Annotated in this window: 20 protein-coding genes; 10 read left to right on the top strand and 10 right to left on the bottom strand. The window is 44.0% G+C overall.

Translation table 11 applies throughout. From position 1 onward, the window contains the following. Positions 1–41: 41 nt before the first annotated feature. Positions 42–1253, bottom strand: coding sequence for a porin (locus B2746_RS14325; RefSeq protein ID WP_290795231.1), 1212 nt, complete (start codon positions 1251–1253; stop codon positions 42–44). 157 nt (positions 1254–1410) lie between these two features. On the opposite strand from B2746_RS14325, the gene B2746_RS14320 reads away from it, so the two are divergent. The 8 genes from B2746_RS14320 (at position 1411) to B2746_RS14285 (ending at position 8153) form a co-directional block, all read left to right on the top strand. Then, positions 1411–2058, top strand: coding sequence for a DUF47 domain-containing protein (locus tag B2746_RS14320; protein WP_290710530.1), 648 nt, complete (start codon positions 1411–1413; stop codon positions 2056–2058). Positions 2059–2144: 86 nt separating this feature from the next. Continuing rightward, positions 2145–3206 (top strand): inorganic phosphate transporter, encoded by a 1062-nt coding sequence (locus B2746_RS14315; protein WP_290795228.1) that lies wholly within the window; start codon positions 2145–2147, stop codon positions 3204–3206. A 97-nt stretch (positions 3207–3303) separates the two neighbouring features. Continuing rightward, positions 3304–4170 carry a glucose-1-phosphate thymidylyltransferase RfbA gene (gene rfbA / locus B2746_RS14310; protein ID WP_290795226.1) on the top strand — a complete coding sequence of 289 codons (867 nt, stop codon included), beginning with the start codon at positions 3304–3306 and terminating at the stop codon, positions 4168–4170. 35 nt (positions 4171–4205) lie between these two features. After that, entirely contained in the window at positions 4206–5261 is a 1056-nt protein-coding gene (gene galE, locus B2746_RS14305) for a UDP-glucose 4-epimerase GalE (RefSeq protein ID WP_290795224.1), read from the top strand. A 30-nt stretch (positions 5262–5291) separates the two neighbouring features. Continuing rightward, positions 5292–6248 (top strand): transketolase family protein, encoded by a 957-nt coding sequence (locus tag B2746_RS14300; protein ID WP_290795222.1) that lies wholly within the window; start codon positions 5292–5294, stop codon positions 6246–6248. Positions 6249–6354: 106 nt separating this feature from the next. Continuing rightward, entirely contained in the window at positions 6355–6900 is a 546-nt protein-coding gene (locus tag B2746_RS14295) for an RNA polymerase sigma factor (RefSeq protein WP_290795220.1), read from the top strand. A 31-nt stretch (positions 6901–6931) separates the two neighbouring features. After that, positions 6932–7735 (top strand): hypothetical protein, encoded by an 804-nt coding sequence (locus tag B2746_RS14290; RefSeq protein WP_290795218.1) that lies wholly within the window; start codon positions 6932–6934, stop codon positions 7733–7735. Positions 7736–7745: 10 nt separating this feature from the next. Then, on the top strand, positions 7746–8153 hold the full coding sequence (locus B2746_RS14285; protein WP_290795215.1) for a hypothetical protein: 408 nt from the start codon (positions 7746–7748) through the stop codon (positions 8151–8153). 51 nt (positions 8154–8204) lie between these two features. Here B2746_RS14285 and B2746_RS14280 read toward each other — a convergent pair whose 3' ends face one another. From B2746_RS14280 to B2746_RS14250, 7 genes are all read right to left on the bottom strand, one after another. Continuing rightward, complete coding sequence (locus tag B2746_RS14280) at positions 8205–8939, bottom strand: MBL fold metallo-hydrolase (RefSeq protein ID WP_290795213.1); 735 nt, start codon at positions 8937–8939, stop codon at positions 8205–8207. Between the two features lie 10 nt (positions 8940–8949). Then, a complete protein-coding gene (rodA, locus tag B2746_RS14275; RefSeq protein WP_290795211.1) occupies positions 8950–10287 on the bottom strand; it encodes a rod shape-determining protein RodA in 1338 nt (445 codons plus the stop codon). 2 nt (positions 10288–10289) lie between these two features. Then, positions 10290–12386 (bottom strand): penicillin-binding protein 2, encoded by a 2097-nt coding sequence (mrdA, locus tag B2746_RS14270; RefSeq protein WP_290795209.1) that lies wholly within the window; start codon positions 12384–12386, stop codon positions 10290–10292. A 665-nt stretch (positions 12387–13051) separates the two neighbouring features. After that, positions 13052–13582 carry a rod shape-determining protein MreD gene (locus B2746_RS14265; RefSeq protein ID WP_290795208.1) on the bottom strand — a complete coding sequence of 177 codons (531 nt, stop codon included), beginning with the start codon at positions 13580–13582 and terminating at the stop codon, positions 13052–13054. Beyond that, positions 13575–14429, bottom strand: a complete 855-nt coding sequence (mreC, locus tag B2746_RS14260; protein ID WP_290795206.1) for a rod shape-determining protein MreC — start codon at positions 14427–14429, stop codon at positions 13575–13577. Before mreC ends, B2746_RS14265 begins: the two co-directional genes overlap by 8 nt. A gap of 5 nt (positions 14430–14434) precedes the next feature. Then, complete coding sequence (locus B2746_RS14255) at positions 14435–15460, bottom strand: rod shape-determining protein (RefSeq protein WP_234867301.1); 1026 nt, start codon at positions 15458–15460, stop codon at positions 14435–14437. 186 nt (positions 15461–15646) lie between these two features. Beyond that, positions 15647–17035 (bottom strand): alpha-L-fucosidase, encoded by a 1389-nt coding sequence (locus tag B2746_RS14250; protein ID WP_290795202.1) that lies wholly within the window; start codon positions 17033–17035, stop codon positions 15647–15649. Between the two features lie 184 nt (positions 17036–17219). Between B2746_RS14250 and B2746_RS14245 the strand changes: the two genes are divergently transcribed. Beyond that, positions 17220–17558 carry a hypothetical protein gene (locus B2746_RS14245; RefSeq protein ID WP_290795200.1) on the top strand — a complete coding sequence of 113 codons (339 nt, stop codon included), beginning with the start codon at positions 17220–17222 and terminating at the stop codon, positions 17556–17558. Here B2746_RS14245 and B2746_RS14240 read toward each other — a convergent pair. Together B2746_RS14240 and purD are read right to left on the bottom strand one after the other, a co-directional pair. Beyond that, complete coding sequence (locus tag B2746_RS14240; protein ID WP_290795199.1) at positions 17525–18526, bottom strand: tryptophan 2,3-dioxygenase; 1002 nt, start codon at positions 18524–18526, stop codon at positions 17525–17527. The two genes, B2746_RS14245 and B2746_RS14240, sit on opposite strands and share 34 nt — an antisense overlap. A 10-nt stretch (positions 18527–18536) precedes the next feature. Next, on the bottom strand, positions 18537–19850 hold the full coding sequence (gene purD, locus B2746_RS14235) for a phosphoribosylamine--glycine ligase (RefSeq protein ID WP_290795198.1): 1314 nt from the start codon (positions 19848–19850) through the stop codon (positions 18537–18539). A 209-nt stretch (positions 19851–20059) separates the two neighbouring features. On the opposite strand from purD, the gene B2746_RS14230 reads away from it, so the two are divergent. Further along, complete coding sequence (locus B2746_RS14230) at positions 20060–21775, top strand: peptide MFS transporter (protein WP_290795195.1); 1716 nt, start codon at positions 20060–20062, stop codon at positions 21773–21775. Positions 21776–21805: the final 30 nt, after the last annotated feature.

Genomic DNA, 21805 nt, shown 5'->3' with positions numbered 1-21805 from the left:
CGCAATGTTATGTGCAGCGTAAAAGCCTTACCAGTAAAGGATTAGAAATTTAACTGAGCCTGCAAACGGAGTAACCGGCCCTCTTGTGCATTGTTTCTCAGAACGGCATCTTCGAAACGGCGACTGGAAATTACATACATGGCAACCAGCTCAACATTTCGGTTGATCTGCCATTCGGCTCCCAGTTCCAGTTCATTAACTTTATAACTGCGGGCATCCAGTTCAAATTTTTTACCGCCCTCATAATAATGATACCGTGCAAATGGAATCAATACCATCTTTCCGGGCTTCATCATGTAATTGGCGATAATATATCCTCCCTGCAGTTTTCTCTGTTGAATGGAATTCGTTGCAGGATCATATTGTGGACCGGTTCCGACATTGTATTCTGCCTGAATCCCAAAAGGCTGGGGATACAATACAAAGGATGCCGCGATCCGCTCATCTTTGTATTTAGCCTGGGGATTAATCAGCTTTACGCCTTTTGTGGTATCAGACATCGTATAGTTTCCGGTATAGGCCTGCAGTGATCCTTCAATAATCTGCCCATTGCTCAACTGAACCGGCCAGGTAAAGCGCCCAGCAACATGTACGGAACGATTTTGATCCGGGCGATTGGCCACCTGTCCGTTAAAAACCCCGAAACCAGCCACCCCATAATCGCCTGAGCCCTTGAGTCCATCCTCTGTAAGCCGATTTAATAATTCTCTTTTTTCAGCGGGAGCCCAATATAGAAAAGCTCCCAGATCACGTTCATTCACGATGGAAGAATTGATACCATCACTCCGGTCCAGCGGTAATCGGTTGGAACTGCTCTGCATGGCTTCAAACCCATAGGGAACCTTAGATTGTCCCACTCTTATCCGCCAGGTTTTCTTTTCATCAAATGCCAGATCAAAATAGGCATCCCGGATCTGGCCATAATTCAACCCATTGGAGGTGGAGGAAGCAAAATCAGGCTGTATATAAATAGATACACGGTCTGATATATTACCCTGAATAATAACCCGAACCCGGCGTAAAAAAAAACCTCCATTGCCGCCCCAACTGCGGTCGCACTGGTCGCATTCCAGGTTGGGATTGGTTTCAAGCAGGCGATTGTACCTGGTTTGAACATATCCGCGAATGGTAAAGGTCTCGAACCACTTCTTTTTGTTAACTATAACAGTTTTTACTGAATCCTGTGCATTTGTTACCAAAAAACAACAAAATCCAATCAAAATCAACCCAATTTCACGGTATCTTATGCCCATTTTCCATTGTTAAGTTAATATTACCAAATTGTTAACGGCGGCAAAGGTAAAAGCCAAATGCAGGCTGGTCGGGCAGGCAATGTTAAGAAATTATTACCAAACCCTACAATACCCTTCAACAGCCTGAAAGCAGTCTATTTTTGCGCAAAATTTATCTATGTCACTTTCCTCCATCCTGAAACTGTTTACTCCGAAGGATAAAGTATTCTATTCCCTGTTTGAAGAAGTGGCCAATACCGTGGCAAAAATGGGCTCTCTGATGAAAGATGTTGTGAGTGAAAGTGATTTTGATAAAAGAGCCGGATTGATTTCTAAAATGGAGGATCTGGAACATGTTAATGATGACCTGACCCATAAAATTTTTACAGAGCTTGGCCGGAATTTCATCACCCCATTTGATCGCGAAGACATTCACTACCTGGCAACTGCCCTTGATGATATATGCGACTATATTTTCGCATCCGCTAAAAAAATCAACTTTTACAAAGTTAACCCGAACGATCCCGGCATCCAAAAAATGGCCGACCTGATTGAGCAGGGTGCCGAGCATATCAAAAACGCCGTTATTGAATTGCGGAATATGAAAAATATGCGACAGATTACCGATGCTCTGGTAAAAGTAAACAGTATCGAAAACCAGGCGGATGATATTTTCGATTTAAGCATCGATCGCCTGTTTGAAACCGAACCCGATGCCAAAGAAGTAATCAAGAAAAGAGAAATTTACCAGGTAATGGAAATCGTTACGGATAAATGTGAGGATGCAGCGAATGTGATTGAAAGTATTATAATAAAGTACGCCTGATAAAGTAAAAAATTAAAAGTAAAAAGTAAAAAGTGGGCTACCACTTCCAACTTCCCACTTCTAACTTCTAACTTCAAACTCTCCCCATGACTTTTCTGGTAATCATCATCGTGCTGGCCCTGATATTCGATTATATCAATGGGTTTCATGATGCAGCCAACTCCATAGCCACAATCGTTTCCACCAAAGTACTGACTCCTTTTCAGGCAGTATTGTGGGCAGCGGTTTTCAATTTTGCCGCTTTCTTTATTTCCAAATACCTGATTGGAGAGTTTAAAATTGGTAATACCATCGCTAAATCCGTTCATGAAAATTTCATTACACTGGAAGTGATTTTTGCCGGACTGATAGCAGCCATTACCTGGAACCTGCTTACCTGGTGGTTCGGAATCCCCTCCAGTTCCTCCCATACCTTACTGGGTGGATTTATGGGAGCAGCCGTAGCACACGCAGGTGGCATGGCAGAAAACGGGCAGGATGTTATCAACTATGCGAAAGTTTTACCCACCTTTTTATTCATCTTTCTCGCACCCATTATCGGGATGATCATCGCCTATATAATTACCGTAATCATTCTGAATATTTGCCGAAAAGCCGTCCCCTATAAAGCAGAGAAATGGTTTCGTCGATTACAACTGGTTTCTTCCGCATTATTTAGTTTGGGTCACGGTGGAAATGATGCACAAAAAGTAATGGGTATAATTGGTGCCGCGGTTATCTTTTTTGAGGTACAAAACGGAAACACCACATATACTACCCTTGACTCAGCCCACCGTTTCTCCCATTTCGTAACAGACTACTGGTGGGTACCGGTTGCAAGTTTTACCGCCATTGCACTTGGCACTTTAAGTGGCGGCTGGAAAATTGTAAAAACAATGGGAACGCGAATCACCAAGGTTACACCATTGGAAGGGGTGAGTGCAGAAACAGCCGGCGCAGCTACCCTTTATATTTCGGAAGCACTAGGAATTCCGGTAAGTACCACACATACCATAACCGGAGCCATTATAGGCGTAGGTGCCACCAAACGTTTGTCTGCTGTTCGCTGGGGTGTTACCATCAATTTGCTTTGGGCATGGATCCTGACCATTCCGGTTTCTGCTCTTATTGCAGCAGTTGTTTATTACCTGCTAAAGTTGATCATGTAATTAATTCATAGCTATTGAAAAAGGGGTGTCATTCGGCACCCCTTTTTCGTTCACACATAGAGAAATTGGTTTATATTGCCGGCTATTTGAAAGTACTATGAAAGGAATTATTCTGGCCGGCGGATCTGGAACCCGTCTGCATCCAATTACCTATGCGATCAGCAAACAAATCATGCCGGTGTATGATAAACCCATGATTTATTATCCCTTATCCACCCTATTACTGGCAGGCATTAAGGAAATCCTTATTATTTCCACTCCGCACGATCTACCGCTTTTCAAAAAACTGCTGGGGGATGGGAAAGAACTTGGTCTGGACATCTCCTATGCCGAACAGCCAACGCCAAACGGACTGGCGCAGGCTTTTGTAATAGGGGCACCTTTTATTGGAACAGATAAAGTTGCCCTGGTATTGGGAGATAATATATTCTATGGTGCAGGCCTTGGAACCCAGCTCGCACACAATACCAACCCGGATGGTGGAATTGTGTATGCTTACAGAGTAAGTGATCCCGAACGGTATGGCGTAGTGGAATTTGATAAAAAAAACCAGGTAATTTCCATCGAAGAAAAACCGGCAAAACCCAAAAGCAATTTCGCGGTTCCCGGACTTTATTTCTATGACAATGAAGTGATTGAAATAGCCAAAAATCTGGAACCGAGTCCGAGAGGTGAATATGAAATCACGGATGTAAACCGGGAATACCTGAAGAGAGGAAAACTAAAAGTATCCATCATGGACCGCGGCACGGCCTGGTTGGATACCGGCACCTTCGATTCCCTTATGCAGGCATCGCAATTTGTACAAGTCATTGAACAAAGACAGGGAATCAAAGTGGCCTGTATAGAGGAAATTGCCTGGAGAAAAGGATTTATTACAAACGAACAACTCGAAAAGATAGCACAGCCTCTCTTAAAAAGCGGATATGGTCAATACCTGATGACAGTTTTAAAAGAAGGCTGAACAAATAACATGTAACATTAACCTAAAACGATCCCATGAGCAAGATTTTGGTAACCGGAGGATGTGGATATATTGGTTCACATACGCTGGTTGATTTGGTTGAAAATGGATTTGACGTACTATCAGTTGATAATAATTCACGCTCTTCTGCACGCATTCTGGAAGGAGTGGAGAAAATCACTGGCAAAAAGATCAAAAACTATAAGGTTGACCTCTGCAATTTTGACGATACGTACGCCATTTTTGCTGAGAACCTCGACATTACCGGCATCATTCATTTTGCGGCCTATAAGGCAGTGGGAGAATCAGTGGAGCAACCCCTGCTCTATTTTGAAAACAACCTGGTGAGTCTGCTGAATCTCTTAAAATGTGTACAGGAATTTAAGGTGCCACATTTTGTATTCTCTTCTTCCTGTACCGTTTATGGCAATCCGGATGTGATTCCTGTTACGGAAAGTACGCCGCCTAAACCTGCAGAATCACCCTATGGATATACCAAGCAGATGGGTGAGCAGATTATCAGTGAATTTGCGAAAGTGAATCCTGCACAATGCATTTTGCTTCGTTATTTTAATCCGGTTGGTGCGCATCCGAGTATTCAGATTGGCGAAATGCCAATTGGTCGTCCGGCTAACCTGGTTCCGGCAATTACTCAAACTGCTATTGGTAAAATTCCTTCTCTTACTGTATTTGGCAACGATTATGATACCCGTGACGGATCCTGCCTGCGTGATTTTATTCATGTTTCGGATATCGCACATGCACATACGCTTTCCTTACAATACCTCATGAAAGGAAAGGGTAAAAAATCCTGTGAGGTGTTTAATCTCGGTACCGGAAACGGGGTTACTGTTTTGGAAGCAATTCTCGCGTTTGAGAAGGTAAGCGGACAGAAACTTAATTATTCAATAGGACCTCGCCGACCCGGTGATGTTATTGCCATATATGCCAATAATGAACATGCCGTGAATGAGTTGGAATGGGAATTGAAATACAATCTGGAGGATATGATGGATACCGCCTGGAAATGGGAATTGAAATTGAAGGAAGATGAGAACCTTTTCCAGGTACAACAGGCCAATCTGAATTAATTAACTTTAGCAAAATTTAAAACAGCACCTATGTTGAATGAGATCCAGGTTACCGGCAAAAAAGATACAAGAAGCGGTTTTGGCGATGGCATAACTGAATTGGGAAGAACCAACCCAAACGTGGTAGCTTTAACAGCCGACCTGGCTGGGTCACTTAAACTTGGCCCTTTTATCAAGGAAAATCCGGATCGGTATATTCAATGCGGTATTGCTGAGGCCAATATGATCGGGATTGCAGCCGGATTAACCATCGGTGGAAAAATTCCGTTTACTACTACATTCGCCAATTTCTCCACCGGACGGGTGTATGATCAGATTCGTCAGTCGGTTGCTTATTCCGGCAAGAATGTGAAGATTTGCGCGTCTCATGCCGGACTTACTTTAGGGGAAGACGGAGCAACCCACCAGATCCTGGAAGATATTGGAATGATGAAAATGTTGCCGGGTATGACGGTAATTGTTCCCTGTGATTATGAACAGACCCGGTTGGCTACGCTGGCAATTGCGGATTACGAGGGACCGGTATACCTGCGTTTTGGTCGCCCTGTATGGCCCATTTTTACGGAAGGCATGCCTTTTGAAATTGGGAAAGCGCAGTTTTTCAGCAAGGGTTCAGATATCAGCATTTTTGCATGCGGACATATGGTCTGGAATGCAATTGAAGCTGGAAAGGAGTTGGAAGCAGCAGGTATAAGTGTGGAAATAGTGAATATTCATACGATTAAACCCCTGGACGAGGCTGCTGTACTGGAATCTATTCGCAAAACCGGTTGTGCTGTAACTGCGGAAGAGCACAATATATTGGGTGGCTTGGGAGAAAGCATTGCCCGGGTAGCAGGAAAACATCATCCGATTCCGGTTGAGATGGTGGGCACCCAGGATACCTTTGGTGAAAGCGGCACCCCTGCACAACTTCTGGAAAAATATGGATTGAGCGCACCTGATATCGTTACCGCCGCGAAAAAAGCCCTCAGCCGAAAGAAATAATTTTACCCGACCGGTGGCACCGGTCGGGTATTTGATTTCCTGTTGGTGGGTCGAATAACGGAGTGCCCACTTTTTACTTTTTACTTTTTACTTTTTACTTTTTTAAATGCCCCCGGAAGATTTCGAACTACTTATTCAATTCAGGCAGCCTGAAACAAAGGAAAAAGCCTACACTGCTATTGTACGAAAGTACCAGGAGCGCCTCTACTGGCATATCCGCCGGATGGTGGTGAATCATGAGGACGCAAATGATGTGCTGCAGAATGTGTTTATCCGGGTTTGGAACGGATTGGAGAGTTTTCGGGAAGATGCTAAATTATATACCTGGCTCTACAGGGTAGCCACCAATGAATGCCTCAGCTTTCTGGAGCAGCAGAAGAAAAAATCCACCCTTTCTTTAAGCGATGATGAAGACGGACTGGCGAACCAGATTAAGGCGGATAAAGACTTTGATGCGAATAAAATTGAATGGAAACTGCAGGTTGCGATCCAAAAACTGCCGGAAAAGCAACGAATTGTTTTTAGTTTACGATATTATGATGAAATGCCATATGAAGAAATGAGCAGGGTTCTGGATACTTCAGAAGGAGCTTTAAAGGCCTCTTATCACCATGCGGTAAAAAAAATAGAAGACTATTTACTAAATCATTAAACCTGGGACCTAATAAAGGGTCTAAGAACCGATGACACCCGATAAAAATATAGTAAGTGAACTGAAGGTACTGGCAGGGCAGCAGCAAACTGTGCCCTACCAGGTACCAATCGGGTATTTTGATTCCTTTCCGGAAAGAATGCTGGAATTGGTTAAATCCGTATCAGGAAAGGCAGCCATTCAAACTGAGGACGGAATTAAGGTTGGGGAGGAGTTCACTTTCCTGGAGGAAATCACCACCCTATCACCCCTATTGGCCGGCTTATCGAAAAAAATGCCCTTTACCGTACCCAACGGATATTTTGATCAAATCGAGCCAGCAACAGTTAAAACAGAACATATTGCTACTGAAGATGCTGAGATTGAAACTGGCTCAATTCTTCTGCTCGTTAACCGGAAGGGGCCTTATGAGGTTCCGATCGGATATTTTGAGCAGTTCCCGGGAAAAATGGTTCAAAAAATCGGGCAGGTGGAGACTGGCAGTGGTGCTAAAGTAATTTTCATGGGCAAGTCCTGGTTAAGGTATGCAGCCGCAGCGGTTGTTGCCGGAGTACTTGCCATTGCGGGATGGTTTTATTTTCAACCAGCTTCAGAAAATCCAGGCATGACACCTGCATTTGCCAAACAGCTGGAAACAGAAATGCAACAAATCAGTGATGAAGCGATCCTGGAATTTACCAATCCAACCAGTTCAATTTATTATGGAACTGCAGCCAATCAGACTGATGAATTATCTGTGGATGATGTACACGACCTTTTAGGCGATGTCAGTGACGAAGCACTGCAAAAATACCTGCAGGAATTCAACGGTAAATCAACCTCAAACATGAACTAATTGAAAAGGCATGAAATATATTTTTACTCTTCTTCTTTTTTTAGGCTCTTTTCAACTCAGCACGCAGGCACAACAGCGGGATGGAGAGCGACTGGAAGCATTGAAAGTTGCTTACTTAACTAAAAAACTGAACCTTACCTCGGATGAAGCCCAGAAATTCTGGCCTGTTTACAATGAATATATAGCTGAATTGAAAAAAGTACGCCAGGATTCGCGTGGGGGTGATGAACTGAAACGCGAAGAGAAACTGCTCGATGTTCGTAAAAAATACCAGGGCTCCTTCAGCAAAGCGCTATCCGGTGAAAGAGCCAATCAATTCTTCAAAGCCGAAAAAGAATTCTACAGTTACGTTCAAAAGGAATTGCAGGAACGTCGCCAGCAGCGCCAGGATAACCGTGCGCGCTTCCGCGACAACTAAACGTCTTCACCCGACGGGTGGCACCGGTCGGGTGAAGACCACCCGTCGGGTTTACCCGACGGGTGTTTTGACATCGTGGTAGAAGAGGAATTTCCAGTGATTTTCCTGACCGGTTTTCCACCATTGCTGGCGGAGTTCCATCGCCAGTTTTCCGTCGTAATCATATTTGGCAGCAAACTTACTTTTCATTTGCTGGAGTTGGGGGGCATTATCGCCGCCGAAGAAAACCGTGGTTCCGCCATCAACAATGCGAAATACCTGATGAAAGGGACAATGTCCGCCTACCAGTTGATATTGGATATAACCACCAATTACGCCATCGCCATCGAGGAGTTGAACCTGAGGGGCAGTACGTAAACATTCCAGCTCCTCCGGAATATAGGAGGGTAATCCCTTTTCAAATGCATAGTCCAGCTCTTTTTGCTGTACATAATATTGTGCTTGTGGAAAAGACAGTTCAAACTTTCCTGTAACCGGATTTTTATGACTTACACCGCCTGCATGATCCTTATGCAGATGGCTCATCAATACTTTGGTTATTTCACCTGGATTAATGCCCGCATCCATCAGGTTTTTAAAGAGTTGCGGCCTGCCCTCCTGTTCAAAACCCAAACCGGTATCGAGCAACAATACATCTTCGCTGGTAATAACAACAAAGGGTTGAATTTCGACGAGCAAACTTCCAGACGGACGATCATTCAATTCATCCGAGGTCTTGTTAAAAGGAACAAATTGCTTGGTGCCATCTATTGTAAAACTTCCTTCTGAAAGTGGAATAATTCGCATGTAAAATAATTTAACGCAAAACCATCTGACGGTCTGCATCTAATCGAATCAATATAAATAAGGCAGCAGTAAAGGTAAGCAGTGAAGTGCCTCCATAACTGATAAAAGGAAGTGGAATTCCAATTACCGGAGCCAGCCCGATTGTCATACAAATATTAATGGCAATATGAAAGAACAGGACGGAAGCTACACCATATGCATAGGCCCGACTGAACACACTTCGTTGTCGCTCTGCAATTGTTATAATCCGCATCAGCAACACGAAATAAATTCCCATCAGAATGAAACTGCCGACAAATCCAAAACCTTCTCCGATGGTACAGAAAATAAAATCAGTCCTTTGTTCAGGAACAAAATCGTAGCGTGTTTGCGTTCCTTTCAGCAAGCCTTTGCCTGCAAACCCTCCACTTCCAATGGCGATTTTACTTTGCTTCACATTATAATCGCCACCATCGTCTTTTTTTCTGACCGGTGCTTCATCCAGGATAACTGTTCCGCCACTTGGAATATAATCTTTACCAATGGTATCGTAAATGCGTTTTACCTGGTAGGGTTGCAGTACTGATTCGAAAACATAGGGTACCAAAAATCGTTGTATACCCACACATACCATCCAGATGCCAACAATGGTTATAAGAATTTGTTTTTTTCTTTTTATCTGTTTGCGAAGAATATAGACAGCCACTAAGGCGATGCCGGTAAGTATCAGCGCCAGGGTGTTCGGATTCAATAATAAAGTAGCCACCACCAGCACGGCAAAGGAAAAACCAATGATCAGAATACCTGCCGGAAGTCCCTCCCGAAACATTACCAGAAAGAAAGAAAAATACACCAGCGCCAATCCGGTTTCCTGCTGAAGTATCGACATAATGGCTGGTGCCAGGGCAATGGCGGTTGCAATCAACTGTGATCTTGTTTTGGAGAAATCAGTTTCTACCCGACTCAGGTATTTTGCCAGAGCGAGGGCCACAAATACTTTACAGAGATCAGCCGGTTGCAATTGAAATCCGCCGAAGCGGATGATGGAACGGGTTCCTTTAATTTCGGTATGAAAGGGAAAAACAAGCAGGAGTAAAAGAATTCCAAAGGCATACCAGAGATTGGCGGTAGCAGTAAAAAATTTCGAATCTGTTACCAGAATAGCGATTGCAACAAACATTGCCAGAATCCAGAAAAACAGTTGTTTACTATAGTCCGTTTGGAAGGAAGTAAAGGATTGAAGAATATCTTCCCCTTCTTTGTAGGTAGCGCCAAAAATACTCAACACACCAATTGCGCAGAGTGCCATATACAAACCAACCAACAGCCAGTCGATTCCTTTTGAAATTTCGTTCGTACGAGCGCTCATGATCAGGAATTTTGGGTTGGCGTGAAAGAAAAATGTTCGGGCAGAATGGCTTCCAGCCGTAGATAGGTAGTGCGGCTATCCGGTTTTGGAGCGGGATCCGATTCGCTTTCCCTTATGCTATCCCTTCTGCGTTCTCTTCTCAAGAAACGTTGAATAGCACTGGAATCTTTGGTCATTTTAAACCAGTTATAGGCGCGGGTGGAATCTGCTTTATATTGTTCCCGAACCAGGTATCCTGGTAAGAGATTTGCCGCAGCAATTCGCTCCACTTCTTTAATCCGTTCTGGGCGAAGGGTGTCATTCAGGTATTTTTCCATCATCAGGGCGGCAATTGGTCCGGCCCAGGTACCTCCATATCCGGCATTTTCCACAATAACGGCGATTGCTATTTTAGGATTCTCTCTCGGCGCAAAGCAAACGAATACAGAGTTGTCTTTTAGCTTGGTTCGTTTTCCTTCTATAATCCTATAGTTCTCTGCGGTACCGGTTTTCGCACAAACATTGATACCCGGTAATTTGGCCATTTTGGCTGTACCGATTTCCACCACATCCTGCATACCGGAGATTACGGCCTCATAGGCATCATCCGAAATACTGGTAAGGGGTTCATGTTTGATACGGAAGGCTTTCATGATGGTGTCAGCTTCCGTTTCACCATCAATTTTCTGAACAAAATGCGGTGTATAATAAAATCCTTTATTGGCGACGATACACATGGAATTGGCGAGTTGCAGCGGTGTCGCAAGCATCATATCCTGTCCGATTCCCAGTGTCAGATTGGTACAGCTGTTCCAACTGTTGCGATAGACTTTATTATAAACTGAACTATCCGGAATATTACCACGGTCTTCACTGGGCAGATCCACCCCAACTCGAACACCCAGATCAAACGCATTCATATATCCCTTCCATTTTTGATATCCATTTTTTACTCCCTTATATTTACCTGCATCTACTGATAACCGGTAGATATGGGTAAAATAGGAGTTACAGGAATTTGCAATGGCTAGGCGAAGGTTAGCAGCATGTCCGGGATTGTTATGCGTACATTTTACTGGTCGGGAACAACCGTAATAGGCACCACCACATCCCACTCCGAATGATGGAGTAATTATTCCCTCATCCAGAGCAACCAATGCGCCAAGTGGTTTGAAGGTAGAGCCGGGAGGATATTGACCCTTGATGGCCCTGTTTAGCAGCGGGCTGCTTACATCCAGAAACAACTTATTGAAATTTTGCTGTTTATTGGGACCGGTTAACATATTTGGATCGAAATTGGGACCAGAAACCATGGAAAGTATGCCGCCGGTTTGGGGCTCAATGGCAACCACGGCCCCAACTTTTCCCTGCATTAATTTTTCTGCCAATTGTTGCAGTTCGATATCTATATAGGTACGCAGGTTTCTTCCAGCTTGTGCAGCCGTATCATAGAGTCCGTTTTCATATTTGCCAACCAGTCGGTTTTTGTTGTCCTTGATCATGTATTCCACTCCCCGCTTACCCATCAGCACCCGTTCATAGAATGATTCCAATCCGGTTTTGCCTACATAATCCCCCAGGCGATAAAAGCCACTGGAACGTTTGATATTTCCGGAATCAGCTTCGCCGATATATCCCATAATATGGGCTGCAGCATTAAAGGGGTACACCCTAACCGGGCGTTCCACCAGTGCAAAACCCGGGAATTTGTAGATATTTTCTTCCAGCCGGGCATGCATTTCGGGAGTAAGCAAATCCTCGAATATACTAGGCCGGTAGCGGCCATTTTTCAGGATGGCAGTGACCACTCTTTTTTTAAACTCAGCCGTATCAATTTCAACCAGTTTACATAGAAAATTGGTATCCACCCCTTTGATCTGGGATGGAGTAACTTCCAGATCATACATGATGGTATTGTTGAGAATGGCTTTTCCGTTGCGATCATAAATAATGCCTCGATCAGGATATCGCACTTTCGGGTAAACAGCATTGTTAAAAGCAAGTGCTTCATACTTGCTTGAAAACAGCTGCAGGTTAATCAGCTGCGCCACAATAATCAGGAATACACCCGCCACTATCAGGCGGATAACAGTTGAACGCGATTGGTTAAACACAGACATATGGAGTGGGAAAATGCAGGATTATAAAACAAAGGTAGGGAAAAGGAGGAAGGGAAACGGGAGAAGGGAGGAAAAGGAGACAAAGGAGAAAAAGGGAGAGGGGTGGCAAGTTTTCACGTTACCGAATAACAAAAATTGCTTGCTGGATATTTTATTGCAGGATTGTAAAATTGAAAGGGCCAAAATGAGCTTGTAATTTACCGATATCGGAATTGTGCAACCGGAATTGGACTGGTAGGATTGGGCGGTAAGGATTGGGCCGGGTATAGAATAGAGCCAACTAAATTGGGAAGGCTGTATGATTTTGCCGGCAAATGGCATCAGGATTTTTGAATGAGCTGCTATCAACTTCCCGAGCCCATGAAAAGCAGGGACCGGCCAGTAGACAGATGCATCTGCAACTATCTTTTCGGTAGTTAGCACCTGAATTACTCAGATGATGGAATTTGTAAGTAAGCGGATGCAGATACTCGTTGTTTCGGATATTACTCCAGCTATTTGTTTTGCTCTTGTTGTTTTTGAGTCTTGGCAGCGGGGTGCGGGTCTTTGTCTTCTGGATGCAGATCTAAGATTTTAGATTTTTTGTTCCGATGCCTGAGTCTTAGGCTGGCTGTTATGAATTTGGGACCCCACTTTTTACTTTTTACTTTTTACTTTTTACTTTCTCACATATTCGTCCTAAACTTCTCCTTCCTGTAAAACAGCATTTCCGTTACCAGCACCAATAGGAGACTTACAGCAGTTGAAGCTCCAACTTTACCAAGAAAATACCAGAAATTTTCAAAGCTCAGCCATTCCAGAAACACGAGGTAACCGTGATGAACCAGGGTAAGTACAAATACAAGTACACTGTAAGGTGCCCATCCCATACTATTTATAGAAGGCGCGCCATAACTCTGCTCCGCCCCTTCCTGCCGGATTAAAATATTAACCAGAAAAGGTCGCAGATAGGCAATCAGTACGCAGGCTGCAGCGTGCAATCCGGGCCACATTAAAAAATAATCAAGTGCCAATCCATAAATAAAGGCAATGATCATCAACCAGATCCGCCCTGTATTGAAAGGCAGCCAGATAATAAACAGAAAATAGATATAAGGAACTACAAACTGGTGCAAAGGCGGGATTTTGTGCAATACAAAAACCTGCACCAGCAGAAAGAGCAGAGCTCGCACACTATGTTTCACAAAATCACTCATTCGTATTGCGGGTTGCTTTTTCCAGATTGATTTGTTCTTCCAGCTGCTTATTCTGTACCACGTACACAAATTGTACGGTCGAGAAATTGGTAGCTGTTTTTAGTCGGAGATTATAAAAATTGGTACTGGGATCATTCAGGACAGAATCAACAGTTCCAATCATAATATTAGGAGGAAAAATAGAAGACAATTCACTGGTAAGAACAGAATCGCCTTTTTGTACCTGAACGCTTTTGGGTATATTCCTCATCTGAACAAACCGGGGATTTTGTCCGTCCCAGCTGATGGATCCACGTTCATTTGAATTTTTCAGTTTGCCATCCACTTTAAACACCCGGCTGATCATAGTCATGACAGTAGCATAATTGGCGCTGGTATTAACGACGCGGCCTACTACCCCACCCGGACCAATAACCGCCATATCCGCCCGTACATCCTGATTTGCACCGCGGTGGATGGTTATAAAATTGGTTTGTGTCGTAACAAAACTGCCCACTACTTTCGCTTCCCTGTACAGGTATTTCTGAAATGGCTTGAGGGAATCAATCCGTAAAGAATCTACGACCAGACGTTGTGATGTATCGGCCTGCTGGTAATTGGAGCGAAGCATATCCCGAAGGGCTACATTTTCCTTCACCAGACTTTCATTCGCCTTTTTCAGTTTGAAATAGTATTCGACGGTATTGTACTGTCCGTTGATCCGGCCTGTAACCTCATTGGCCACACCGGCGAAAGCCGCTTCATGAAACTTATTATACCGAAATAAAAAGGACAATGCCAGTGCCTGTAATGACAGGAATGACAGGAAATTAAAGTAACGCCGGATGAACAGGAAAATATTTCGCATACCGATTAACGCATCACAAATGGATAGCGGTCATAATTCTTCAGCGCAATACCGGTACCTCTAACCACACTTTTCAGCGGATCATCCGCCACATGTACCGGTAATTTGATTTTCTGGCTCAATCGTTTATCCAATCCGCGCAGCAGGGCACCACCGCCTGTAATATACAATCCCCGGCGATAGATATCTGCTGCCAGTTCGGGTGGAGTGGTTTCCAATGCTTTCAGGATGGCTTCTTCAATTTTGAAAATACTTTTATCCAATGCCTCCGCAATTTCCTGGAAGCTCACCATAATCTGTTTGGGGATACCGGTAACCAGATCACGGCCATTAACCGGAATATCATCCGGTGGATTGTCAAGATCCTTCATAGCTGCTCCAATCTGGATTTTAATCTGCTCGGCGGTTCGCTCCCCAATCAGCAAACTGTGGTAACGACGAAGCGCTTCCATAATATCTGCCGTGAATTCATCACCGGCAATCCGGATACTCTGGTCACAAACAATACCAGCCAGTGCGATAACTGTAATACCTGTTGTACCTCCACCAATATCGATGATCATGTTACCAACTGGTTCTTCCACATCAATTCCGATACCCAACGCAGCGGCCATAGGTTCATGGATGAGATACACTTCTTTAGCTCCGGCCTGCTCTGCACTGTCGCGAACGGCCCTTTTTTCCACTTCCGTAATGGAAGATGGGATGCAGATCATCATTCTCCAGCTGGGTGGAAACAGCGGTTTTTTGGGATAGATCATTTTGATCATTTCCCGTATCATGAGTTCGGCTGCATTAAAGTCGGCAATTACACCGTCTTTCAGCGGCCGCACGGTGCGGATGCTTTCATGCGTCTTTTCGTGCATCATCAGGGCACGTTTGCCAACAGCCAGCACATTCTTCGGGTTGTTCCGGTCCAGGGCAACAATCGAAGGTTCATTCACCACAATTTCGTCGTTATGTATGATTAGGGTATTGGCAGTACCCAGATCCATGGCAATTTCCTGGGTCAGAAAGTTGAATAATCCCATGTTGTTGAGGTCAATATTTTAGTCAGGATATAATGTCAGCAAAATTGATGCAAATAATCCGATTAATCAAAGTATGACCCTTTGATTATCACTATTTTTTCCACAAATCATGCATGGTGACAACACCATTCTGACAAATGTACCGATTTTACCCGACCGGTGGCACCGGTCGGGTAAACCTCCCAATTACAATCCGCCGTGACCGGCGTATAAACGAAGCGGACCATCGAGCTGGAGGGCGATCACTGACATATAATCATCTTTGACAGTTGGAGGGATATCGATGTAGATGAGTCCGGGTACCTGACTCCAGGAAATCTTACCAACCACTTTATGGGGTAGCTGCTGGCCGGTTCCAACTACCCGGATCGATTTTATTTTGTTTACTAATCCCTTTACCCAAACAGTGCCGGAAGGTTTACCCGCCAAAAACAGGTAAAGGGTGGTAGAATCTTTAGAGATGGTAGACGGACCGTAAAAATGACCATGGGGCATTCCGCCTTTGGAATCGAAAATGGCCTCAGCGTGCTTTTTGTTCCATTTACCCAATTCCTTCAGAACGCTTACCTGTTCCTGAGGAATCGTTCCGTCTTCTTTCGGGCCAATGTCCAGCAGAAGGTTGCCACCACTTCCAACAGCATCAGCAAAAATGGAAATGATTTCGGTCGGCGTTTTCCAATTGGTATCACTGTGCTGGTATCCCCAGTTATTATTGATGGTCATGCAGAGTTCCCACCAGTTTCCTTTTGGTCGATGAATGGGTGTATTTTGCTCGGGGGTGGCATAATCACCGTATCCCTGAAGGCGGGAATTAATTATGGCCGTTGGCTTATCTTCAAGAATCATTCTGCGGATGCCTGCTGCATCCCATTCCGTTGCGGAGTGCTCCCAATCGCCATCAAACCACCATAAATCGGGATGGAATTGCCGGCTGATTTCGCGGATCTGGGCTTTATTGAAACGACTGAACCGGTTCCATCTGGCAGTATCATTGGAGAGTTTGTATCGACTGCTGTCCTTCAGAAATCCAGGGTAATCAGGGTACGACCAATCGATCAGTGAAAAATAAGCACCTCGTTTAATGCCGTATTTGTCCAGCGCGTTAAAAAATGGCGTGATCAAATCCCTTTTGGCAGGCGTATTTTTTACCGTGCTGAAATGCTTCTCTTTGGTGTTCCAAAGTGCGAGACCATCATGGTGTTTGGTAGTGATAACTGCATACCGGGCACCACTTTCCTTAATAAGTGCAGCCCATTCTTCGGGGTTGTAATTCTTTGCGGTAAAGCCTTTCATCTGCTTCAGGTATTCCGCATGCGTGATTTTCTTATTATGAAAACTCCAGCTTTCATCCACACCGTTTACCGCATACATGCCATAATGAATGAATATGCCCAGCTTGGCATTACCGAACCAGTTCATTTTTGCAGTATCTCCGCCTGGTTGCAGTTGTTGCGAAGTAAGACCGGTTACTCCGGTTTGCGCATTGGAAACTGGTATACAGTAAAGCACAATAAGCAGGCAGATTAAACAATACTTTACTGCCACCCGGGAAGCTGACCAATTTCGATTTACCATATGTTTTAAATTCAACGACTAAAGTACGAGTTGGATGAAATTACTCCTGCTTCTATTTTCCTTATTCAGCCCTTTATTTTATCCCCTCCCTTCTTCCCTCTCCCATTTCGGGTCTTTTCACCCTTGTATAAAAGCAATGTTTTTCGAAACTTAGTAACTGATTATTTATTGCAAAAAAACGGTTATGAAAACAATTAGTACAACAGAAGGAGGCCCACTTCAATTAATGGGTAAAGCCATTCTGATGAAAAGACATTTCAGAAAAATCACCATGGAAACCATTTCCTTAACAACCAATTTACATCAGTCAATAATAAGCAGGCTTGAAAAAGGAGATCCAACCGTTCCAATAGGTGCTTTACATCTGGTATTAAAGGAACTAAGTGAGGAAAATAATCTTACAAATCTGGCAGGGGATATCTCTTTTCTGGAAACACTGGAACAAAAAGGATTGCTCAAACGACCAAGGAAAAGGAAGCTTGTTTATCGTTATGCGCCAAAACCAAGCCGACGTTCTGTTTGAGGGTCCAACACCGGCAGCCGGCGACGTTCCACCAGAAAACTGGTCAACTGAGCGATTTCTCTAAAAATATAATGTTTATCAACAGCTCCTTTCAGGTATTCCTTTCCAGTGCTGCCGCCGGTACCAACCCGTGTACCAATTATCCGGTGTACCATATTCATATGACGATATCTCCAGGTGCTCAATTGCTCATCTATTTCAAGCAACACATTTAACAACTGAAAAGGCAACTGCAATATCGGGTACCCGCGATATAGCATGATAAACAATGCAGCTCGGGAAGCCCGAGCCGATAATTGACGTGCCGGGTTCTCAACGGCCGTCTCCCCGACTCCAAACATGGCGATAAATCCGTCCCAGTTTGCTGACTCCTTTTCGGTTAAACTTGAACGATAGACATTCGAATATTGATCAAACCAGTTGGCTGCCTCATCGAGAAACGGCATTCGTTCCAGCCATTGGTTCAGCAAACTGATCAGCGGCTGTTCAGACTCCACCTGTTTGATGAGGGCTATCTGTTCCGGTCGTAATTGAGAAATATAATACTCCTGTCCATGCCTTTGATCAAACTGTAATCCCAGCCGGGCTTCGAGTGCTTTAAATTGCCAGCTTTGAAAACCGGAAGCAGGCCGTAGCATATCTCTGAAATCAAGAAAATCCATTGGAGTCATAGTCTCCATTACATCGATCTGCTGCACCAACAATTTAAGTATAGAAACAGATCGTTGCAGCCGATGAACCACTGTTTGCAATTCCGGCGAATTATCATTCAGCGATGGCTGTTGCATAATCGCATTTACCGACTCCACTTCATACATAATCTGCTTGAACCATAATTCATAGGCCTGGTGAATGATGATAAATAACATTTCATCATGCGCAGGTTGTTGATGCAATTCGCTTTCCAGTTGCTGTGCACCTAAGATTTTATCCAGCTGCAGGTAATCAGCATAATGTACCGGTTTCATGTTGTACAGTTTAGTTGAACTCAAATCCAATATCCTTGCGATAATTCATTCCTTCAAATTCAATTCTTTCCAGGATTTTCTTTGATCTGTCAACCGCCTCCGTAACAGTAGAGCCGAAGGAAGTAACACAAAGTACGCGTCCGCCATTGGTTACTATTTTTCCTCCTTTTTCTGCTGTTCCCGCATGAAAAACCAGGCTTTCTTCCGAACCAACTTTATCCAATCCTTTAATAATTTTTCCCTTTTCATAATCACCGGGATAACCCCCACTAACAGCCATAACGGTACAGGCTATGCGCGGGTCATATTCAATCGTAAGCTGATCGAGTTCCTGCCGGGCCGTAGCCAGCATTAATTCCACCAGATCGTTTTTCAATCTTGGCATTACCACTTCCGTTTCAGGATCACCCATTCTGCAATTATATTCAATTACATAGGGATCCTCTCCCACCATAATTAATCCTATAAATACAAATCCTTTGTAATCGATCGCTTCCTTTTGCAGGCCCGATACGGTAGGTTTAACCACACGTTCCATTACCTTTTGCATAAAATCCGGACCCGCAAAAGGCACCGGGCTCACTGCTCCCATTCCACCGGTATTCAGGCCGGTATCTCCTTCGCCAATCCGTTTGTAATCTTTTGCTTCTGGAAGAACCAGAAAATTCTTCCCGTCAGTCAACACAAAAACAGAGAGCTCAATTCCTGACAAAAACTGTTCAATCACCACTTTTTTACTGGCATCACCGAATTTACTTTCCTGAATCATGGAGGTGAATTCCTGAGCAGCTTCTTCCCGGTCATTTAATATCAACACACCTTTTCCTGCAGCCAGTCCGTCTGCTTTCAATACAATAGGAAGACTATGCTGCTTTATATAATCCAGCCCTTCACTAAAATTATCCGCATCAAATTCCCTATAAGCAGCTGTGGGGATGGCGTGCCTTTTCATAAATGCCTTCGCAAATGCTTTGGACCCTTCCAGTTGCGCACCATAAGCATCCGGACCGATTACCGGCACTTCCTTTAATCCCATCTCAGCAGCGATATCCGCTGAAAGTGCAACAGGGTTTGCTTTAAAATAATCAACCACACCTTTAACCAGTGGTTCTTCGGGTCCCACAATAACAAGGTGAATATCCTTATCCAAACAGGCCTGCCTGATACCAGCGAAATCGGTGATTGCAAGTTGGATATTGGTACCGGATTCGGCTGTTCCAGCATTTCCGGGTGCAATGTAGAGTTCATCACAACTGCTGCTTTGTTTTAATTTCCATGCTATGGCATGTTCTCTTCCTCCAGATCCAAGTAATAAAATATTCATGTTGATTAATTCTAATATAATTTATCAGGCGTCTTTGTTAAACGCAGACCACCCAGACTTTCAGGCTGCGAAAATAATGAAACGCGGGAAGATCGCAGTTTTACCCGTCGGGTACCCGACGGGTGCTCTTTTGCCCCTTTCCTTCATTTTCTCCTTTTTATCCTTATTTTCCCTTTTTTTAACAGCTAACAAATAAACCGACAAAGCTCATGAGTCAATCCCAGGTTGCATCCAAAGCCAGTCACCCGAAAGGCCTTTACATTTTGTTTGCCACAGAAATGTGGGAGCGTTTCAACTATTATGGCATGCGCGCTATTCTGGTGCTTTTCATGACAAAAGCACTGCTATTCGATAAGGCTTTTGCCTCCAATCTGTACGGATCCTATACCGGTCTTATTTACCTTACGCCACTAATCGGGGGCTTTATTGCTGACCGTTATTGGGGAAATCAGCGGTCTATTATAGCCGGCGGACTTCTGATGGCAATCGGCGAATTCATACTTTTTTTCTGTGGCTCGCTGTACGAAAGCAATCCTGGTTTGTCGAGTATATTTTTCTTTTCCGGACTTGGATTTATGATTTCCGGCAACGGTTTCTTCAAACCGAATATCTCCTCCCTTGTGGGACAATTATATCCTGATGGAGATCGCAGAAAGGATGCTGCTTACACCATCTTTTATATGGGGATCAATGTTGGTGGTGCACTTGGACCCATCGTTTGTGCTTTCCTGGGTGATACCGGTAATCCCGCAGATTTTAAATGGGCATTCCTGGCAGGCGGAATAGCCATGATATTGAGCGTGATCGTTCAAATGGTTTTCCAGCAGAAATATGTGATTGATCCTCAGGGGAAACCACTCGGCACCGTACCAACTGATTCGCCAAAAGCATTTTCTAATCCACTATTGGTTGGAACCGGACTGGCTATCCTATCCAGCCTTATGATTGCATTATTATATATAGACGCCACAAAATACTCCTTCCTTACCTACCTGCTGCTCGCATCCGCATTATTCATCATTGTTTATATTTTATCGGATAAAACCCTTTCCAAAATCGAAAAAGAAAGAGTGATCGTGATACTGATCGTCTCCTTTTTTGTGATCTTTTTCTGGAGTGCATTTGAACAAGCCGGTGCTTCCTTAACCTTCTTTGCAGATGAGCAAACCAATCGTGTACTTAACTGGACAATACCCAAGTGGATTTTGTATGTTGGAGGTACTGCAATTATATTTTATATGGGTATCTTATTGAAAAAAGCCAGTGCTGGTTTGGCGGGCGAATTCGATAGAAACCTTCGTTTAACAGTTCAGCTTCTGTTAGCTGCAGCCATGGCTGTTTTGATTTATCTATTATTCAAACTCGCAACTAACGGGGGATCCTCCATTCAGGTTGCCGAAATTCCGGCAAGTGCATTTGCCTCCCTGAATTCTATTTATGTAGTAACCTTTGCACCGGTTTTTGCCTGGCTCTGGATTAAACTCGGAAAAAAAGAACCCTCTTCCCCCACCAAAATGGCCATTGGTCTGTTATTACTTGCCATCGGTTACCTGTGGATTGCATTCGGTGTAAACGGTGTACAACCCGGAATCAAAGTAAGTATGATGTGGCTTTTCGGGATGTATGCCCTTCATACATGGGGTGAACTCTGTCTTTCTCCCATCGGACTTAGTCTGGTAAACAAACTGGCCCCAATCAAATACGCCTCGCTTCTGATGGCAGTATGGTTTTTGGCGAATGCTGTTGCCAACAAATTTGCAGGTGTTTTAAGTGCGTTGTATCCCGATGGAAAAAGCACGTATTTCCTCGGATATGAAATCGCCAATAATTATGATTTCTTTCTGCTCTTTGTTGCGATGGCGGGTATTGCATCTATCATCCTGTTTGCGATGACAAAAAAATTACAGAAGATGATGAACCAGTAGAAGTGAGAAGTGGGAAGTTAGAAGTTAGAA

The organism is Flavihumibacter sp. UBA7668 (genome assembly GCF_002483205.1).
GTDB lineage: Bacteria > Bacteroidota > Bacteroidia > Chitinophagales > Chitinophagaceae > Flavihumibacter.
This window is presented reverse-complemented; position numbering and strand designations above follow the sequence as displayed.

Bases quoted from the DNA above. Each gene is read 5' to 3' on its own strand.
- galE (WP_290795224.1), top strand. From the start codon at position 4,206: ATGAGCAAGATTTTGGTAACCGGAGGATGTGGATATATTGGTTCACAT.
- mrdA (WP_290795209.1), bottom strand. From the start codon at position 12,386: ATGTCTGTGTTTAACCAATCGCGTTCAACTGTTATCCGCCTGATAGTG.
- B2746_RS14290 (WP_290795218.1), top strand. From the start codon at position 6,932: ATGACACCCGATAAAAATATAGTAAGTGAACTGAAGGTACTGGCAGGG.
- B2746_RS14315 (WP_290795228.1), top strand. From the start codon at position 2,145: ATGACTTTTCTGGTAATCATCATCGTGCTGGCCCTGATATTCGATTAT.
- B2746_RS14230 (WP_290795195.1), top strand. From the start codon at position 20,060: ATGAGTCAATCCCAGGTTGCATCCAAAGCCAGTCACCCGAAAGGCCTT.
- B2746_RS14300 (WP_290795222.1), top strand. From the start codon at position 5,292: ATGTTGAATGAGATCCAGGTTACCGGCAAAAAAGATACAAGAAGCGGT.
- B2746_RS14295 (WP_290795220.1), top strand. From the start codon at position 6,355: ATGCCCCCGGAAGATTTCGAACTACTTATTCAATTCAGGCAGCCTGAA.
- B2746_RS14250 (WP_290795202.1), bottom strand. From the start codon at position 17,035: ATGGTAAATCGAAATTGGTCAGCTTCCCGGGTGGCAGTAAAGTATTGT.
- B2746_RS14240 (WP_290795199.1), bottom strand. From the start codon at position 18,526: ATGAAACCGGTACATTATGCTGATTACCTGCAGCTGGATAAAATCTTA.
- mreC (WP_290795206.1), bottom strand. From the start codon at position 14,429: ATGCGAAATATTTTCCTGTTCATCCGGCGTTACTTTAATTTCCTGTCA.
- B2746_RS14280 (WP_290795213.1), bottom strand. From the start codon at position 8,939: ATGCGAATTATTCCACTTTCAGAAGGAAGTTTTACAATAGATGGCACC.
- B2746_RS14265 (WP_290795208.1), bottom strand. From the start codon at position 13,582: ATGAGTGATTTTGTGAAACATAGTGTGCGAGCTCTGCTCTTTCTGCTG.
- B2746_RS14325 (WP_290795231.1), bottom strand. From the start codon at position 1,253: ATGGGCATAAGATACCGTGAAATTGGGTTGATTTTGATTGGATTTTGT.
- B2746_RS14320 (WP_290710530.1), top strand. From the start codon at position 1,411: ATGTCACTTTCCTCCATCCTGAAACTGTTTACTCCGAAGGATAAAGTA.
- B2746_RS14245 (WP_290795200.1), top strand. From the start codon at position 17,220: ATGAAAACAATTAGTACAACAGAAGGAGGCCCACTTCAATTAATGGGT.
- rodA (WP_290795211.1), bottom strand. From the start codon at position 10,287: ATGAGCGCTCGTACGAACGAAATTTCAAAAGGAATCGACTGGCTGTTG.
- B2746_RS14285 (WP_290795215.1), top strand. From the start codon at position 7,746: ATGAAATATATTTTTACTCTTCTTCTTTTTTTAGGCTCTTTTCAACTC.
- rfbA (WP_290795226.1), top strand. From the start codon at position 3,304: ATGAAAGGAATTATTCTGGCCGGCGGATCTGGAACCCGTCTGCATCCA.
- B2746_RS14255 (WP_234867301.1), bottom strand. From the start codon at position 15,460: ATGGGATTATTCAACTTTCTGACCCAGGAAATTGCCATGGATCTGGGT.
- purD (WP_290795198.1), bottom strand. From the start codon at position 19,850: ATGAATATTTTATTACTTGGATCTGGAGGAAGAGAACATGCCATAGCA.